Source organism: Bacillus sp. ABR (genome assembly GCF_056172715.1).
The window spans coordinates 464,139-479,469 of sequence record NZ_JAOYSL010000003.1 but is presented as its reverse complement, the minus strand read 5'-3'; the positions used below and the strand labels follow the sequence as shown (position 1 = coordinate 479,469).

Sequence of the window (15,331 nt, the reverse complement as noted above, 5' to 3'; positions counted from 1 at the left end):
GAATGGTGAAAAAAAGAGACACAGCCAAGCGGCTTGTGTCTCTTTTTTGTGATTACACTTCCATAATAATCGGTAAGATCATTGGACGGCGTCTTGTTTTTTCATAAAGGAAAGGTGCAAGAGTGTCAGTAATTTCGTTCTTGATTTCAGACCACTGAGTTGTCTTACGTTCCATTACTTTTTCAAGATGCTTTGAAATTAAATCCTGTGCATCGTTGATAAGGTCTCCAGATTCTCTCATGTAGACAAAACCTCTTGAGATCAAATCAGGTCCAGCAGAGATTTTGAATTCTTTCATGTCCATGCTGACGACTACAATGACAAGACCCTCTTCAGAAAGAATGCGGCGGTCTCTTAAAACGATGTTTCCGATATCGCCAATACCGCTTCCATCGATATACACGTTGCCTGATGGAATTTTGCCAGCGACACTTGCTTCGTCACCTTTCAGTGCAAGAACTTCACCGTTATCCATGATAAAGCAGTTTTCCTCAGGGATGCCGCAGTCATTCGCAAGCTTGATATGCGTTTTTTGCATGCGGTATTCACCGTGAATCGGCATAAAGAATTTTGGTTTAATTAAACGGAGCATCAGTTTTTGTTCTTCTTGTCCGCCGTGACCAGATGTATGAATATTATTAAGCGAGCCATGAATGACCTCAGCGCCTGCACGATAAAGCTGGTTAATGGTGCGGCTTACGCTAATATTGTTACCTGGGATTGGTGAAGATGAGAAGACAACAGTGTCTCCAGGGTTAATCGAAATCTGGCGGTGAGTACCGTTCGCAATACGAGAAAGAGCTGCCATCGGTTCACCCTGGCTACCAGTACAAAGAATGGTTACTTTGTTTGCTGGAAGGCGGTTGATTTCATTATGTTCGATAAACGTGTTTTTTGGACATTTAATATAGCCAAGATCTTGTCCAATATCAATAGCAGACTCCATACTGCGTCCAAATACAGCGACTTTTCTGCCGTTGGCAACAGCAGACTCAATCACTTGCTGAAGTCTGTGAATGTTTGAAGCAAACGTGGCAAAGATGATACGTCCGTCGACTTTTCTAAAGATGTCATCAATGCTTTCACCTACACGTCTTTCAGACATCGTAAATTCTGGGATTTCACTGTTTGTACTATCAGATAAAAGACAAAGTACGCCTTCTTTTCCGATCTCAGCCATTTTGGTTAAATTGGCAGGCTCGCCAACAGGAGTAAAGTCAAACTTGAAATCACCTGTATGTACGATGTTCCCAGGAGGTGTCTTGACGACAATTCCATAAGAATCTGGAATACTGTGTGTCGTTCTAAAGAAAGACACAGCTGTTTTTCTAAATTTAATGGTATCTTCTTCTTCAAAAATGTGAAGTTTTGTTTGTCTCAAGAGACCATGCTCTTCCAATTTATTACGAAGTAGGCCGATTGCGAGTTTGCCGCCGTAAACTGGAATATTCACTTGCTTGAGAAGGTAAGGGATACCGCCGATGTGATCTTCATGTCCGTGAGTGATGAAAAGACCTTTGATTTTATCTTCGTTTTTAACTAAGTACGTATAGTCAGGGATGACGTAGTCAATTCCAAGAAGCTCATCTTCAGGAAACTTAATACCAGCATCAATTAAAATGATTTCATCTTGAAATTGAACGCCATACGTGTTTTTACCGATCTCGCCTAAACCGCCGAGCGCAAAAACTGCCGCCTGATCGTTTTTTACAAATTTCATTCCTCTCATAGCTCCAATACTTTAAAATTTTCACTTTCTCGTTCATAGTCTAAAAAAGCACCGTCTACAGGCTGAATGAATTCAATGTTGTAGTTATGTTTTTTCAACTTATCGCGTACGTCTCTTTCAGAAACCGCTTCAACGTATAGTGAATCTGTGTGTTCTCTTACAGGTACCTCAGTAGTACTTGCCTGAAAAAATACCTTATATATCATCCAAATCTCTCCTTAAATACCGTATGTTACACTCGCTTATTCTATTATATTAAAAAAACGCGCATAAGAAAAGTCTCTGAGAAAAAAGGACCTTCGGCAAATGTGCGAAAGATCCCTTTAAGCAATCGATTTTTTACGAAGCATGTCCTTCCATTGTCTTCGAATTTTCTTGCGCAGACGACGAAGCATCACAGGCCGCCTCCTTTCGGTTTAAAGTAAGCTTAAACAGCGTATTCCGCTCTCTCTATATACTTGTATTATATGATGTTTCCAATGAATGTTACATGGATATATGTGGGAAAATAGGCGTTTTCAAAAGGATTTGGTTTCGAAAGCGGAAATCTTTCTGTATGATGAAAGGGAGTGTATATACATAACAAAGGACAGGAGGGCGAGATATGAATAAAAAAGTCATCTTCTTTGATATCGACGGTACTTTATATGACCATGATAAAAATATACCTGAGTCAACGAAGCGAGCGGTTCATTTATTAAAAGAAAAAGGTCATCATCTCTTTATTGCATCTGGGCGTTCTCCTTTTCTGATTCAGCCCATTTTAGAAGAATTAGGGCTTGACTCATTCATTGCTTATAACGGTCAGTATGTCATGTATGAGGGAGATGTTATTTACGGTAATCCGCTGAAGCAGGAGCTGATGGAGCGGATTTATGAGACAGCGGATCGTCATGATCATCCGCTTGTTTTTATGGGAGAAGAAACGATGAAGGCGTCTGTGCCGAACCATCCGTTTATCCATGAAGGAATCGGTACTTTAAAAACAGAGCATCCTGAGCACGATTTGTCTTTCTTTAAAGAAAACGACATTTTTCAAATGCTGTTATTTTGTAAGGCAGAAGAGGAAGAGCAATATAAGGCATTCTACAATGAGATTGACCTTGTCAGATGGCATGAGCTGTCAACAGATGTTCTGCCAAAAGGCGGATCAAAAGCTGAAGGCATCAAACGAGTCATCGAAAGACTTCCTTACGATCAAAAGGATACCATTGCCTTTGGAGACGGACTGAACGATAGAGAAATGATTTCGTTTGCTGGAACAGGCGTTGCGATGGGAAATGCTGTGAGTGAACTGAAAGCATTGGCTGATTTTGTGACAAAGCCAGTAGATGAGGACGGCATATTCCATGCAGTGACCCATCTTGGCCTTATTGAAGAATAAAAAAGAAGACCCTTAGATGTGGGGTCTTCTTTTTTATGTTATGATCTGCCAATCGCAACAGAGTTTTCTGGCTCAGCGAATGGCTGATCCTTTTGAATATGATCATAAAACATAATGCCATTTAAATGGTCAATTTCATGCTGAAAGACAATAGCAGGGAATCCTTTTAAACGGATATCAATGTCCTCTCCTTCAAGCGTTGTGGCCTTCACCCTGATTTTTTGATATCGAGGAACAAATCCAGGGATGGCTTCATCAACTGATAAACAGCCTTCACCAGTAGCTAAATAAGCTCTTTTGACTGAATGACTGACAATACGCGGGTTGAACAGAGCATAGCTGTATTCTTCTCCGTCTTCATCCTCACAGTGAACTGCGATCATCCGTTTACTAATATTGATCTGCGGAGCAGCTAATCCAACGCCGGGTCTTAGTCCGTATTTTTCAGCAATGTCAGCATCCTGACTGTTTTTGACGAATTCGATCATGTCAGCTAATTGCTGTTTTTCCTCCTCTGTCGGCGGGAGCTCGACCGCTTCAGCTGTTTGTCTTAAGACGGGATGTCCGTCCCTTACGATATCATCCATGGTAATCACAAAACTTCACTCCTATTTCCTTTGTATGTAAAGTATATAAAATGATACACAACATATGCAATGAAATAAAGAAGACCGGTCCTTTGAGACCGGTCAGAGGCTTAAACAGCCTTAGCAGCAGCCACCGCCGCCTAAGAATGCTGCGCCAACGATGATTAATAGGATGAAAAGCACAACGATTAAAGCGAATGTACGTCCGCCGCCGTATCCGCATCCGTATCCACCGCCATAACTTGGGTAACAACAGCCGCCGCCGTATCCATACCCGTAACCGCCGTATCCACCATACATACTTCCATGACTATAATTAGACATACTTTTGACCTCCTTTGGAAATACACTCGGCCTTTCATAAGTGAAGGCGAAGCGTGTAATATAAACTATGTATGAATGCACTATTTGTATAGTCATGAGCCTATTGCTTGAAAAAAATCTTCTCCGTCTCATCAGATTTATCTCTTTCCTTGTCACAAACGCCTATAAAAATTATAGTGGTATGTGGAGATGTAAAGGGGGACCTTGTGATGAGACAGATGAAAAGAAGCATGAAAGCAGGTGCTGCTTTAGCGGGGATATGTACCCTTTTGCTGACAGGATGCGGAGGTCAAAATCCATTCAATGACATGCAGGATGCGATGACGAAAATGAGTGAAAAAGAAGCTTCCTTCGAAAAAGAGCAAGGTACACTGCAAAGCTATGAGAAAAAAGAGCAGAAGCTGTATACAAAAATGATTCAAACAACAAAGGACCATACAAAAACAGTGTCAAGCCTTTCTGATCAGGCATTAGCATCGGCAGCGAAACGAGAAGAACATTTAAAAACAGAAAAAGACAGCATGGATGAATCGAAAAAAGAATTGAATACGGTAAAGGAATCTGCCGCACGATTGCAAGATGCCGAGTTAAAAGAGAAAGCAGATCAAACAGTCAAATCGATCGAGAAACGATATGCATCATATGATCAGCTATACAAGGAGTATCAAAAGGCGCTGAAACAAGATCAGCATTTGTATCAATCTTTAAAGAAAAAGGATCTAGGATATGAAGAGCTGAAGTCTAAGCTGAAGACCGTCAATCGTTCATATAGCAAAGTCAGAAAAGAAAGTAAGAAGTTCAATCGATATACAGATCAATTGAATGATCATAAAAAGGCTTTGTATAAAGCAGCAGAACAAGAGTCAAAAAAGAGCTGAAAAACAGCTCTTTTTTTATTTTTCGACAAAAACAAACATTTTCTATTGTAGTACAGTAGTACACTCTATACTAGTACAGATTAGGTTGTTTGTTAAACAGATTGATACAGTTCACCATAAAAAGTAAAGCGAATACATTTATTTAAATAAAGCCGTTAAATCAATTGACGGACTATTTTTCTTGTTGTAAACTATTCCTTGTTAACAGAAGTTGTATTAGTTTTTTGTGAACTATCGTTAATACAGTTAGAAGGACTCAAAAAAGAGTGGTCAACCTATGTTTCGACAACGATCTTAGTGGCTATTATATACAGGAGTCATATGAGTATTTTGGGTTATCCTATATCTGTATGTATAAATGGATTCACGACAAATGGACTGTTAAAAGAAAGGAAGAGGTGACTTTAGAATGGCTGCAAAAACAAAAAAAGCAATTGTTGATAGCAAAAAGCAATTTGATGCCATCAAAAAGCAGTTTGAAACGTTTCAAATTTTAAACGAAAAAGGCGAAGTCGTAAACGAAGCGGCAATGCCGGATCTTTCAGATGACCAATTAAAAGAATTAATGCGCCGTATGGTGTTTACACGTGTATTAGATCAACGTTCAATTTCATTGAACCGTCAAGGACGTCTTGGCTTCTATGCGCCAACAGCTGGACAAGAGGCTTCTCAGCTTGCAACTCACTTTGCACTTGAGAAAGAAGATTTCATTCTTCCAGGATATCGTGATGTACCACAATTAATCTGGCATGGTCTTCCGCTAACAAAAGCATTCTTGTTCTCTCGCGGACACTTTGTTGGTAACCAAATGCCTGATGATGTGAATGCACTTTCACCGCAAATCATTATCGGTGCACAAATCATTCAAGCTGCTGGTGTAGCTCTTGGTTTGAAAAAGCGCGGTAAAAAAGCTGTTGCAATCACTTACACTGGTGACGGTGGAGCTTCACAAGGTGATTTCTACGAAGGTATTAACTTTGCAGGGGCTTACAAAGCGCCAGCGATTTTTGTTGTCCAAAACAACAGATATGCGATCTCTACACCTGTTGAAAAGCAGTCTGCTGCACAAACAATTGCACAAAAAGCAGCTGCAGCTGGTATCGTAGGCGTACAAGTTGACGGTATGGATGCATTAGCTGTTTATGCAGCAACTGCTGAAGCTCGTGAGCGCGCTGTAAATGGTGAAGGTCCAACATTAATCGAAACTCTTACATTCCGTTACGGCCCACATACAATGGCTGGTGACGATCCAACAAGATATCGTACAAAAGAAGATGAAAACGAGTGGGAGCAAAAAGATCCATTGGTACGCTACCGCAAATTCTTGGAAAACAAAGGCCTATGGTCTGAAGAAGAAGAGAATAAAGTGATCGAAGATGCAAAAGAACAAATCAAACAAGCGATCAAAGAAGCTGACGAACAGCCTAAGCAAAAAGTCACTGACTTGATTGAAAACATGTACGATGTGAAACCATTCAACTTAGTTGAACAGCTTGAAATTTACAAACAGAAGGAGTCGAAGTAAGCCATGGCGCAAATGACAATGATTCAAGCGATCACTGATGCGTTACGCACAGAACTGAAAAATGACGAAAACGTTCTCGTTTTCGGAGAAGACGTTGGTAAAAACGGCGGCGTATTCCGTGCGACTGAAGGATTGCAAAAAGAGTTTGGTGAGGATCGTGTATTCGATACTCCACTTGCTGAATCTGGTATTGGCGGTCTTGCAATTGGCCTTGGACTACAAGAATTCCGCCCAGTAATGGAAATTCAATTCTTCGGATTCGTTTACGAAGTATTAGATTCTGTTTCTGGACAAATGGCTCGTATGCGTTACCGTTCTGGCGGACGCTGGCATTCTCCAGTGACAATCCGTTCTCCATTCGGTGGAGGAGTTCACACACCTGAGCTTCACGCTGACAGCTTAGAAGGTCTTATCGCACAACAGCCTGGTATCAAGGTTGTCATTCCTTCAACACCTTATGATGCAAAAGGACTTTTAATTTCTGCAATTCGTGACAACGATCCTGTAGTGTTCCTTGAGCATATGAAACTTTATCGTTCTTTCCGTCAGGAAGTTCCTGAAGAAGAGTACACAATTGAAATCGGTAAAGCTGACGTGAAACGTGAAGGTACTGACCTTTCAATCATCACTTACGGTGCAATGGTTCACGAATCACTAAAAGCTGCTGAAGAGCTAGAAAAAGAAGGCGTTTCTGCTGAAGTTATCGACCTTCGCACAGTAAGCCCGCTTGATATTGAAACAATCATCGCTTCTGTTGAAAAAACAGGCCGTGCGATCGTTGTTCAAGAAGCACAAAAACAAGCTGGTATTGCTGCAAACGTAGTAGCTGAAATCAATGACAGAGCGATCCTTAGCCTGGAAGCACCAGTACTTCGTGTAGCTGCACCTGATACTGTATTTGCTTTCTCTCAAGCTGAGAGCGTATGGCTTCCAAACCATAAAGATGTACTTGAAACAGCGAAAAAAGTTCTTGAATTTTAATTAAATGACAGAGGGGAAAAGAATTTATTTCTCTTCCCCTTTATCAATTACATGACCGTGTAAACATACACAACAAGGGTTCAACAAAATCTAGGAGGCGAAAAACAGTGGCATTTGAATTTAAACTTCCGGACATCGGAGAAGGTATCCACGAAGGTGAGATCGTTAAGTGGTTTGTTAAACCAAACGACGAAATCAATGAAGATGACGTTTTAGCAGAGGTACAAAATGATAAAGCAGTTGTAGAAATTCCTTCACCTGTTAAAGGAAAAGTATTAGAATTAAAAGTTGAAGAGGGAACAGTTGCAACTGTAGGACAAACAATCATTACGTTTGATGCACCTGGTTACGAAAATCTTCAATTTAAAGGCAGCGAAGAAGAAGGCGAAGCAAAAACTGAAGCTCAAGTACAAGGTACTGCTGAAGCTGGTAACGAGCCAGAGAAGAAAGAAGTAGCACAAGAAGAAGCGGCAGCAGCAACTGGTGCAGGCGCACAAGAGCAAGTAGATGCTGATCCAAACAAACGCGTGATCGCTATGCCATCTGTACGTAAATATGCTCGTGAAAAAGGCGTTGAAATTTACAAAGTTGCAGGTTCTGGTAAAAACGGACGTGTGTTAAAAGAAGATATCGACAGCTTCGTTAATGGTGGTTCTGCAGCTCCAGCAGCAGCACCTCAAGCAGCTGAAAGTGCGAAAGAAGAAGCAGCTCCTAAAGCGGCAGCAGCTCCAGTTCTTGAAGGAGAATTCCCAGAAACTCGCGAGAAAATGAGCGGAATCCGCAAAGCAATCGCGAAAGCAATGGTGAACTCTAAGCATACAGCTCCTCACGTAACATTAATGGATGAAGTTGATGTAACAAACCTTGTTGCACATCGTAAACAATTCAAACAAGTTGCAGCTGATCAAGGAATCAAGTTAACTTACTTGCCTTACGTTGTAAAAGCTCTAACTTCTGCTTTGAAAAAGTACCCAGTACTTAACACTTCTATCGATGATAAAACGGATGAAGTTGTTCAAAAGCATTACTACAACATCGGAATTGCAGCTGATACTGAAAAAGGCTTGCTCGTTCCAGTTGTGAAAAATGCAGATCGCAAAGCAATTTTCGAAGTGTCTAACGAAATCAACGAGCTTGCAACAAAAGCACGTGATGGTAAATTGGCTCCAGCTGAAATGAAAGGTGCATCTTGCACAATCACAAACATCGGTTCTGCTGGTGGACAATGGTTTACTCCAGTCATCAACCACCCAGAAGTAGCGATCCTTGGTATTGGCCGTATCGCTGAGAAAGCGGTTGTTCGTGATGGCGAAATCGTTGCAGCTCCAGTCTTAGCTCTTTCCCTAAGCTTTGACCACCGTATGATTGACGGAGCTACTGCGCAAAATGCCCTTAACCACATCAAGCGTTTATTGAATGATCCACAATTAATTTTAATGGAGGCGTAATGTCATGGTAGTAGGAGATTTCCCAATCGAAACAGATACTCTTGTCATCGGTGCAGGTCCTGGTGGATATGTAGCTGCTATTCGTGCTGCACAGCTTGGACAAAAAGTAACAATCGTTGAAAAAGGAACACTTGGCGGTGTATGTCTAAACGTTGGTTGTATTCCTTCAAAAGCATTAATCAATGCTGGCCATCGTTTCGAAAATGCTAAGCATTCTGAAGACATGGGTATCAAAGCTGAAAACGTAACAGTTGATTTCACAAAAGTTCAAGAGTGGAAAGCTTCTGTTGTAAACAAATTAACAGGTGGAGTTCAAGGTCTTCTTAAAGGAAATAAAGTAGACATCGTTAAAGGTGAAGCTTATTTCGTAGACAGCAACTCTGTACGTGTAATGGATGAAAATTCAGCACAGACTTACACTTTCAAAAATGCAATTCTTGCTACTGGATCTCGTCCAATCGAATTGCCTACTTTTAAATACACAGACCGCGTGATCAACTCAACTGGTGCTTTAGCGCTTAAAGAAGTACCTAAAAAGTTAGTTGTTATCGGTGGTGGATACATCGGTACTGAGCTTGGTACTGCTTATGCAAACTTTGGAACAGAAGTTGTGATCCTTGAAGGTGGAGACGAAATCCTTCCAGGTTTCGAAAAGCAAATGAGCTCATTGGTTAAACGTAACCTGAAGAAAAAAGGAAACGTTGAAATCCATACAAACGCTCTTGCAAAAGGCGTTGAAGAAAAATCTGATGGTGTCACTGTTACATTCGAAGTAAAAGGTGAAGAAAAAACAGTTGATGCTGATTACGTACTTGTGACTGTTGGTCGTCGTCCAAACACTGATGAGCTTGGTCTTGAGCAAGTTGGTGTTGAATTGACTGACCGCGGAGTTGTCAAAACAGACAAACAATGCCGTACAAGCGTATCTAACATCTATGCAATTGGTGACATCGTTGATGGACCACCACTTGCACACAAAGCTTCTTACGAAGGTAAAATTGCAGCTGAAGCAATCGCTGGAGAGCCAGCTGAAATTGATTACCTTGGTATTCCTGCTGTTGTATTCTCTGAGCCAGAACTTGCAACTGTTGGATACACTGAAGCAGAAGCAAAAGCAGAAGGAATCGAAATCGTTGCAGCGAAATTCCCATTCGCAGCGAACGGACGTGCACTTTCTCTTGATGCAACTGATGGCTTCATGAAAATGATCACTCGTAAAGAGGATGGTCTAGTTATCGGTGCTCAAATCGCAGGTGTTGGCGCTTCTGATATGATTTCAGAGCTTAGCCTTGCAATCGAAGCTGGAGTGACTGCTGAAGACATCGCTATGACAATTCATGCTCACCCAACATTAGGTGAAATTACAATGGAAACGGCTGAAGTAGCAATTGGAAGCCCAATCCACATCGTAAAATAATGAACCTATGAAACCCTCTCCTTGATGGAGAGGGTTTTTTTGCGCCCTGAACACCATATGAAAAACCCCTCATGAGGTGAGGGGTTTTTTCATATGGTTATATATAAGTGCAAGGAAAATATCATTAGTTTGTATTGACGCGGTCTAAAGCATGGCATAAGGGCGATAAGATCTCCTGTTTACTGCGAACATTTCCTTCAACCTTCACGATGACTTTTTCATCATTGACAAGTAAAATAGCCGGCAGTTCATCAACTTCATTTTTCCAGCCTTTACGATCTTCTTTCACAATCATTTTTGACATTTCCTTAGGGTATTCATTCTTTAAATCGAGGACTGCATCATAATAAGGGCTTTCTTTATCAAGGTTTTCTGCATCAGTAAAAAAGAGAATTCTCGGTTTTTGAATATGACTGACTTGGTCGGTCTGAGTCGGTATGATATACGCAAATGAGCATGAACTAAGTACAAAGAGCATGGGGAATATAATGAGAAGTGTCCTCATAAAATTCAATCTATTCACCTCAAAATCATTTGGGGTTGTCCCAACATTTTTAGGAGCTTGTTCCCTGTTAGTCACTCTAGTGTATCATGTCCCTTTTGACAATTTTCGATTGTTACTCAATTGTTACAGAATTGATATGAAGCAAAATACAATTGAAACGTTCCCTCAATATGATGAGAAAAAAGCACATATTTATAAAAAATGATTAAATGTGTCATACAATTAACCGTTGACAACTTAAATGTGACATCATATTATAGAGATATGAAATAGATCAAACGCTTTCAAACTATGAATGAAGAAAAGGGGAATGTACGTGGGTACAATTATTTGTCAAGATTGCAATGAAACCATTGATCAATTTGAAAATGAAAAAGTGACAACGCTATACGGAACGTGCGGTCACTGTCATTGCTGTGATGAAGCCTCTGAATAAATAAAAAAAGCATGCAGCTCCATTTGGGGCTGCATGTTTCTTTTTTATAAAATTGGTTTTTGTTCCTTAATCACACGGATCATTTCAAGCGTTGAATCTTCAGGTCCTTGGACAGGGAGGCCAATTTCAATATTTTTAAAGATATACGATATATTTTCTTCTGTGATAATTTCACCTGGTATAAAAATTGGAATACCTGGCGGATACACCATCACAAACTCTGCGGTGATGCGGCCGACTGCTTCCTTAAAAGGAACGACTTCTGTTGTGGCATAAAAGGCGTCACGCGGCGTCATAGCAAGCGATGGGATATCAGGCAGCAGTACCTCTGTTACCGCTTGTTTGCCGCCATCACGAGTAGAGACTGCGGCAATTTCCTGCATCGCCGTCACGAGCGTATCAATTGTCTCATCTGAATCGCCAGGGGTTACGATACATAAAATATTATAAAGGTCAGAGAGTTCTACTTCAATTCGATAGCTTTCTCTCAGCCATTTTTCGACATCATGTCCGTTTAACCCAAGGTCTTTAATGGAGATAATTAATTTCGTTGGGTCATAATCGTAAGTAGAAGCTGATCCAAGTATTTCCTTGCCAATGCAGCTAATACCGTCAATTTGATTCAAGCGGTCTCTCGCTGATTCAGCCAAACGAATGGCTTCATCAGCTAGTGCCTTTCCTTCAGTGGCTAATCGTTTTCGAGCGACATCCAGTGACGCTAAGAGCAAATAAGAAGTGGATGTTGTCGTCAGCATACTCAAAATCGATTGCACGCGGTCTTTTGAAACAAGCCCTTCCTTCATATTTAAAATAGAGCTTTGCGTAAGAGAGCCGCCGAGTTTATGGACACTTGTTGCTGCCATGTCGGCACCTGCCTGCATCGCAGAGAGGGGAAGCTCATCATGAAAATGAATATGCACACCGTGTGCTTCATCGACAAGGACAGGCACATCAAATGAATGGGCAATGTCTACGATTGATTTTAAGTCTGCTGAAATACCAAAATACGTTGGATTAATGACAAGTAAACCTTTCGCATCTGGATGCTCAGTGAGCGCCTTTTTGGCTGATTCAGGTGTAATACCGTGAGAGATGCCAAGCTCTTTGTCTATTTCTGGGTGAATAAAAACAGGAATGGCGCCAGAAAATACAATCGCGGACATAATTGATTTATGAACGTTACGAGGAACGATAATTTTATCTCCAGGTCCGCATACCGTCATCACCATTGTCATGATGGCGCCGCTTGTTCCTTGAATAGAGAAAAACGTATGATCAGCACCGAAGGCTTCAGCAGCAAGCTCCTGTGCTTCTTTTATCATCCCTCGAGGTGAATGTAAATCATCGAGAGGTTCTATATTAATGAGGTCAATGCTTAATGCATTGTCGCCAATGAATGCTCTAAATTCAGGATCCATTCCGGCTCCTTTTTTATGGCCTGGAATGTGAAATTGGACTGGATTGGTTGCTGCGTGTTTTTTTAGTCCAGTGTATAAGGGTGTATCATGTTGTGACAATTGCTTTCCCACCTTCATCGAAATACCTGCTATTATTGTGCCAATTACAGCAGATTTCATTGCATAAAACAAAAGAATTATATTATGAACTGATCGGAATGTAAAGCATAAAATCAATCGGTTTCTGATCAAACAGATGCTATAATAAAAGTTCAAATCAGAAATGAGTATTAAAGTGAGGGACAAGTAAATGGAATATCAATATCCAATGGATGTCGACTGGACGACAGAGGAAAAGATTGCGGTCATTTCATTTTTTCAGGCTGTTGAAAAAGCCTACGAAAAAGGAATTGCGAAGCAGGAGTTATTAGACGCTTATAAACGATTTAAAGAGGTTGTGCCATCAAAAGCAGAGGAAAAAACGCATTGTGCGGCGTTTGAAAAGGGAAGCGGGTATTCCCCTTATCATGCAGTAAAAACCGCAAGAGAGGCAGAAGTGACTGCTATTATACGCATGTAAAAAACGAGCCTAAAAGGGCTCGTTTTTTCATACAGATTCTTTCTGTGTAAAACGGTATAGATACGTCAATGTGCGGAAGGCATTTTCGATTTTCGAGAGGAATTCTTCATTATTCATTTGCACGACTTCTTCTCTCGGTAGCTGAATGCCGCAAAGAAGCTCGGCTTTCTTGACTGTTTGAACACGTTCAAACAGCGTTTTCAGCTGTTCGGAATCTAGTTCGCTGTGACGCATGACATCTGGTTTCATATGATCTTTAGACCAAACAAAATCTTGCGGTATTTTCTGCTGGATGGTGTCTAGCTCCTTTTCAAATAGCTGGCCGTACTCACCTTTTACTGGAGATTCATAAATGAGTGCAAACCAGACAAAGACATGTGTTTTCCAAAGCCCGATTTGAAAATGAGGGAGTTTTTTGTATCCGCGCTTACTGTTTGCAAAAGCAACCCACGTATCATTTGGCGGGTTAACAGATCTTCTAGCATGCTTTGCAACGTGTACAAACATTTCGTCTCCTGTAATAGAAGAAAGAAGTGGTGCAAAATGTTCGCCAAGTGCCTCAAGCTTTGGACGGACTCTTTCTTTTAATACAGTCATTCGTTCATCTAAACCATCAACTGTGAATGTTTCAAAATCTTCATCTCTAAAACGCATTTCACTCATGTTATGCCTCCTGTATCTTTTCGCTGATCATATTTTATCATAGCTTGGGTCAAGCTCAAAAAAAGATGCACCGTTAGATCAAAGTTTATGAAGGTCGTGGCGCAGCGTTTAAAATCATCAATTTTGTGGTACATAATAAATAGGTAAAGACACAATTTTCAGAATGTCGTTGCGGTTATGCGATCGCTTCATACGATATAAGCAAGAACCATTTCTCTTATCGATTGAATTTTTTATCAATGAAAACTGACAAGGAATGAATCATTCTCTGGAAGGGGCGTTGACCAATGAAGCAAATCGTGAAGCAGGGGTATAGGCAGGAGAAGAAGAATCGCATCGCTGTGTGGAGATTAGAGGTTGATTATGAGCTTTCTACGCTTCATGAAGCCATCGAGCATAAAGATGACATCCAAATCGAACGCAGCAAACGAAAGCTTGAGCGCCTAAGAAAAGAATGGGAGCAGCTTCAAGGGTAAAACAGCGTGAGGTAAAAACGAACCAATTCATCGGTTCGTTTTTGTATGAAGCTGCTTTTTTCTTGCTTTTACGTACATAATATCAGTATGCTATTACAAATAGGTCCTACATAGAAAAGAGGTTTACAATCTGATGACAAACTGGGTGGAAATTGACCGTCTTGCAAAGCTCTGGGTAAAAGAAGCAGGGAGCCGTATTAAAGCGTCCATGCAGGAAGGTCTATCAATTGAAACAAAATCAAATCCAAATGATCTTGTCACGAATATCGATAAAGAAACAGAGCGTTTTTTTATTGGAAAAATACAGTCGACATTTTCAGACCATCACATTTTAGGAGAAGAGGGACAAGGGGAAGAGGTGACCTCACTCGATGGGATTGTGTGGATTATTGATCCGATCGATGGCACAATGAACTTTGTCCATCAAAAACGCAACTTTGCCATTTCAATCGGGATATTTGAAAATGGTGTTGGGAAAATCGGTCTTATTTATGACGTTATTCATGACGAGCTCTACCATGCCATCAAAGGAGAAGGAGCTTATATGAACGATACCCTGCTCCCTCGATTAAAAGATGTGGAAATTGAAAAAGCCATTGTGGGGATTAATCCGACATGGGCGATCGAAAGCCCTTATTTTGACGCCAAACCATTTGCCCGTCTTGTGCGTGATGTGAGAGGGACACGAACGATTGGATCCGCTGCCCTTGAGCTTGCTTATATTGCAAGCGGCAGAAGTGACGCATATGTCACGTTAAGGCTTGCGCCATGGGATTATGCAGCGGGCTGCGTACTGCTTGATGAAGTAGGGGCTGTTTACTCAAATATTCACGGAGAACGTCTTACGTTCCTAGATAAAAACAGCATAGTCGCCGGAAATCGATCCATTTGTGAAAAAATCTTGCATGATTACATAAAAGGAAGCGGAAATAAAAAATAAACGGAATCACTTCATGAGAATGAAGTGATTTTTTGTTTTTCCTGAAACTTTTTGGTAAGGC

General features: G+C 40.9%; 17 protein-coding genes. 10 read left to right on the top strand and 7 right to left on the bottom strand.

Annotation, left to right across the window (positions count from 1 at the left end):
* Positions 1 to 52 precede the first annotated feature (52 nt).
* Together rnjA and OIT90_RS12490 are read right to left on the bottom strand one after the other, a co-directional pair.
* Complete coding sequence (rnjA, locus tag OIT90_RS12495; RefSeq protein ID WP_012009818.1) at positions 53 to 1,720, bottom strand: ribonuclease J1; 1,668 nt, start codon at positions 1,718 to 1,720, stop codon at positions 53 to 55.
* Between the two features lie 5 nt (positions 1,721 to 1,725).
* A complete protein-coding gene (locus OIT90_RS12490; RefSeq protein ID WP_008345114.1) occupies positions 1,726 to 1,935 on the bottom strand; it encodes a DNA-dependent RNA polymerase subunit epsilon in 210 nt (69 codons plus the stop codon).
* Between the two features lie 398 nt (positions 1,936 to 2,333).
* Here OIT90_RS12490 and OIT90_RS12485 point away from each other — a divergent pair, with 398 nt between their 5' ends.
* Entirely contained in the window at positions 2,334 to 3,113 is a 780-nt protein-coding gene (locus OIT90_RS12485; RefSeq protein WP_059377010.1) for a Cof-type HAD-IIB family hydrolase, read from the top strand.
* A gap of 38 nt (positions 3,114 to 3,151) precedes the next feature.
* On the opposite strand, the gene def is transcribed toward OIT90_RS12485, so the two are convergent.
* Together def and OIT90_RS12475 are read right to left on the bottom strand one after the other, a co-directional pair.
* Positions 3,152 to 3,709, bottom strand: a complete 558-nt coding sequence (def, locus tag OIT90_RS12480) for a peptide deformylase (protein ID WP_024424751.1) — start codon at positions 3,707 to 3,709, stop codon at positions 3,152 to 3,154.
* Between the two features lie 111 nt (positions 3,710 to 3,820).
* Positions 3,821 to 4,000 carry a YjcZ family sporulation protein gene (locus OIT90_RS12475; protein ID WP_026050085.1) on the bottom strand — a complete coding sequence of 60 codons (180 nt, stop codon included), beginning with the start codon at positions 3,998 to 4,000 and terminating at the stop codon, positions 3,821 to 3,823.
* A 233-nt stretch (positions 4,001 to 4,233) separates the two neighbouring features.
* On the opposite strand from OIT90_RS12475, the gene OIT90_RS12470 reads away from it, so the two are divergent.
* The 5 genes from OIT90_RS12470 to lpdA all read left to right on the top strand — a co-directional run bounded on the left by OIT90_RS12470 (position 4,234) and on the right by lpdA (position 10,273).
* Positions 4,234 to 4,902, top strand: a complete 669-nt coding sequence (locus tag OIT90_RS12470) for a YkyA family protein (protein WP_059377015.1) — start codon at positions 4,234 to 4,236, stop codon at positions 4,900 to 4,902.
* A 409-nt stretch (positions 4,903 to 5,311) separates the two neighbouring features.
* Complete coding sequence (pdhA, locus tag OIT90_RS12465; RefSeq protein ID WP_039178223.1) at positions 5,312 to 6,427, top strand: pyruvate dehydrogenase (acetyl-transferring) E1 component subunit alpha; 1,116 nt, start codon at positions 5,312 to 5,314, stop codon at positions 6,425 to 6,427.
* A gap of 3 nt (positions 6,428 to 6,430) precedes the next feature.
* Positions 6,431 to 7,408: a pyruvate dehydrogenase complex E1 component subunit beta gene (pdhB, locus tag OIT90_RS12460; protein ID WP_039178226.1), complete on the top strand. Its 978-nt coding sequence runs from the start codon at positions 6,431 to 6,433 to the stop codon at positions 7,406 to 7,408.
* A gap of 107 nt (positions 7,409 to 7,515) precedes the next feature.
* Positions 7,516 to 8,856, top strand: a complete 1,341-nt coding sequence (locus OIT90_RS12455) for a dihydrolipoamide acetyltransferase family protein (RefSeq protein ID WP_039178229.1) — start codon at positions 7,516 to 7,518, stop codon at positions 8,854 to 8,856.
* Positions 8,857 to 8,860: 4 nt separating this feature from the next.
* Positions 8,861 to 10,273 carry a dihydrolipoyl dehydrogenase gene (gene lpdA, locus OIT90_RS12450; protein WP_039178233.1) on the top strand — a complete coding sequence of 471 codons (1,413 nt, stop codon included), beginning with the start codon at positions 8,861 to 8,863 and terminating at the stop codon, positions 10,271 to 10,273.
* A 124-nt stretch (positions 10,274 to 10,397) separates the two neighbouring features.
* Here lpdA and OIT90_RS12445 read toward each other — a convergent pair whose 3' ends face one another.
* Positions 10,398 to 10,778: a hypothetical protein gene (locus tag OIT90_RS12445; RefSeq protein ID WP_224929246.1), complete on the bottom strand. Its 381-nt coding sequence runs from the start codon at positions 10,776 to 10,778 to the stop codon at positions 10,398 to 10,400.
* 316 nt (positions 10,779 to 11,094) lie between these two features.
* Here OIT90_RS12445 and OIT90_RS12440 point away from each other — a divergent pair, with 316 nt between their 5' ends.
* Positions 11,095 to 11,214: a GapA-binding peptide SR1P gene (locus OIT90_RS12440; RefSeq protein WP_003212464.1), complete on the top strand. Its 120-nt coding sequence runs from the start codon at positions 11,095 to 11,097 to the stop codon at positions 11,212 to 11,214.
* Between the two features lie 44 nt (positions 11,215 to 11,258).
* Here OIT90_RS12440 and OIT90_RS12435 read toward each other — a convergent pair whose 3' ends face one another.
* The gene (locus tag OIT90_RS12435) at positions 11,259 to 12,731 is read right to left on the bottom strand and encodes an aminotransferase class I/II-fold pyridoxal phosphate-dependent enzyme (RefSeq protein ID WP_440602228.1); all 1,473 of its coding nucleotides are present in this window, start codon (positions 12,729 to 12,731) and stop codon (positions 11,259 to 11,261) included.
* A 190-nt stretch (positions 12,732 to 12,921) separates the two neighbouring features.
* On the opposite strand from OIT90_RS12435, the gene OIT90_RS12430 reads away from it, so the two are divergent.
* Entirely contained in the window at positions 12,922 to 13,191 is a 270-nt protein-coding gene (locus OIT90_RS12430; RefSeq protein ID WP_474892597.1) for a UPF0223 family protein, read from the top strand.
* Between the two features lie 27 nt (positions 13,192 to 13,218).
* Here OIT90_RS12430 and OIT90_RS12425 read toward each other — a convergent pair whose 3' ends face one another.
* Positions 13,219 to 13,854, bottom strand: coding sequence for a DUF1054 domain-containing protein (locus OIT90_RS12425; RefSeq protein WP_024426894.1), 636 nt, complete (start codon positions 13,852 to 13,854; stop codon positions 13,219 to 13,221).
* A 287-nt stretch (positions 13,855 to 14,141) separates the two neighbouring features.
* Here OIT90_RS12425 and OIT90_RS12420 point away from each other — a divergent pair, with 287 nt between their 5' ends.
* Positions 14,142 to 14,330, top strand: a complete 189-nt coding sequence (locus OIT90_RS12420; protein WP_039178243.1) for a hypothetical protein — start codon at positions 14,142 to 14,144, stop codon at positions 14,328 to 14,330.
* Between the two features lie 133 nt (positions 14,331 to 14,463).
* The gene (locus OIT90_RS12415; protein ID WP_064498402.1) at positions 14,464 to 15,270 is read left to right on the top strand and encodes an inositol monophosphatase family protein; all 807 of its coding nucleotides are present in this window, start codon (positions 14,464 to 14,466) and stop codon (positions 15,268 to 15,270) included.
* Positions 15,271 to 15,331: the final 61 nt, after the last annotated feature.

Excerpts from the sequence above, each read along its gene's own strand:
- rnjA (WP_012009818.1), bottom strand. The coding sequence starts at position 1,720 with ATGAAATTTGTAAAAAACGATCAGGCGGCAGTTTTTGCGCTCGGCGGT.
- OIT90_RS12490 (WP_008345114.1), bottom strand. The coding sequence starts at position 1,935 with ATGATATATAAGGTATTTTTTCAGGCAAGTACTACTGAGGTACCTGTA.
- OIT90_RS12485 (WP_059377010.1), top strand. The coding sequence starts at position 2,334 with ATGAATAAAAAAGTCATCTTCTTTGATATCGACGGTACTTTATATGAC.
- OIT90_RS12475 (WP_026050085.1), bottom strand. The coding sequence starts at position 4,000 with ATGTATGGTGGATACGGCGGTTACGGGTATGGATACGGCGGCGGCTGT.
- OIT90_RS12470 (WP_059377015.1), top strand. The coding sequence starts at position 4,234 with ATGAGACAGATGAAAAGAAGCATGAAAGCAGGTGCTGCTTTAGCGGGG.
- pdhA (WP_039178223.1), top strand. The coding sequence starts at position 5,312 with ATGGCTGCAAAAACAAAAAAAGCAATTGTTGATAGCAAAAAGCAATTT.
- pdhB (WP_039178226.1), top strand. The coding sequence starts at position 6,431 with ATGGCGCAAATGACAATGATTCAAGCGATCACTGATGCGTTACGCACA.
- lpdA (WP_039178233.1), top strand. The coding sequence starts at position 8,861 with ATGGTAGTAGGAGATTTCCCAATCGAAACAGATACTCTTGTCATCGGT.
- OIT90_RS12445 (WP_224929246.1), bottom strand. The coding sequence starts at position 10,778 with ATGAGGACACTTCTCATTATATTCCCCATGCTCTTTGTACTTAGTTCA.
- OIT90_RS12430 (WP_474892597.1), top strand. The coding sequence starts at position 12,922 with ATGGAATATCAATATCCAATGGATGTCGACTGGACGACAGAGGAAAAG.
- OIT90_RS12425 (WP_024426894.1), bottom strand. The coding sequence starts at position 13,854 with ATGAGTGAAATGCGTTTTAGAGATGAAGATTTTGAAACATTCACAGTT.
- OIT90_RS12420 (WP_039178243.1), top strand. The coding sequence starts at position 14,142 with ATGAAGCAAATCGTGAAGCAGGGGTATAGGCAGGAGAAGAAGAATCGC.
- OIT90_RS12415 (WP_064498402.1), top strand. The coding sequence starts at position 14,464 with ATGACAAACTGGGTGGAAATTGACCGTCTTGCAAAGCTCTGGGTAAAA.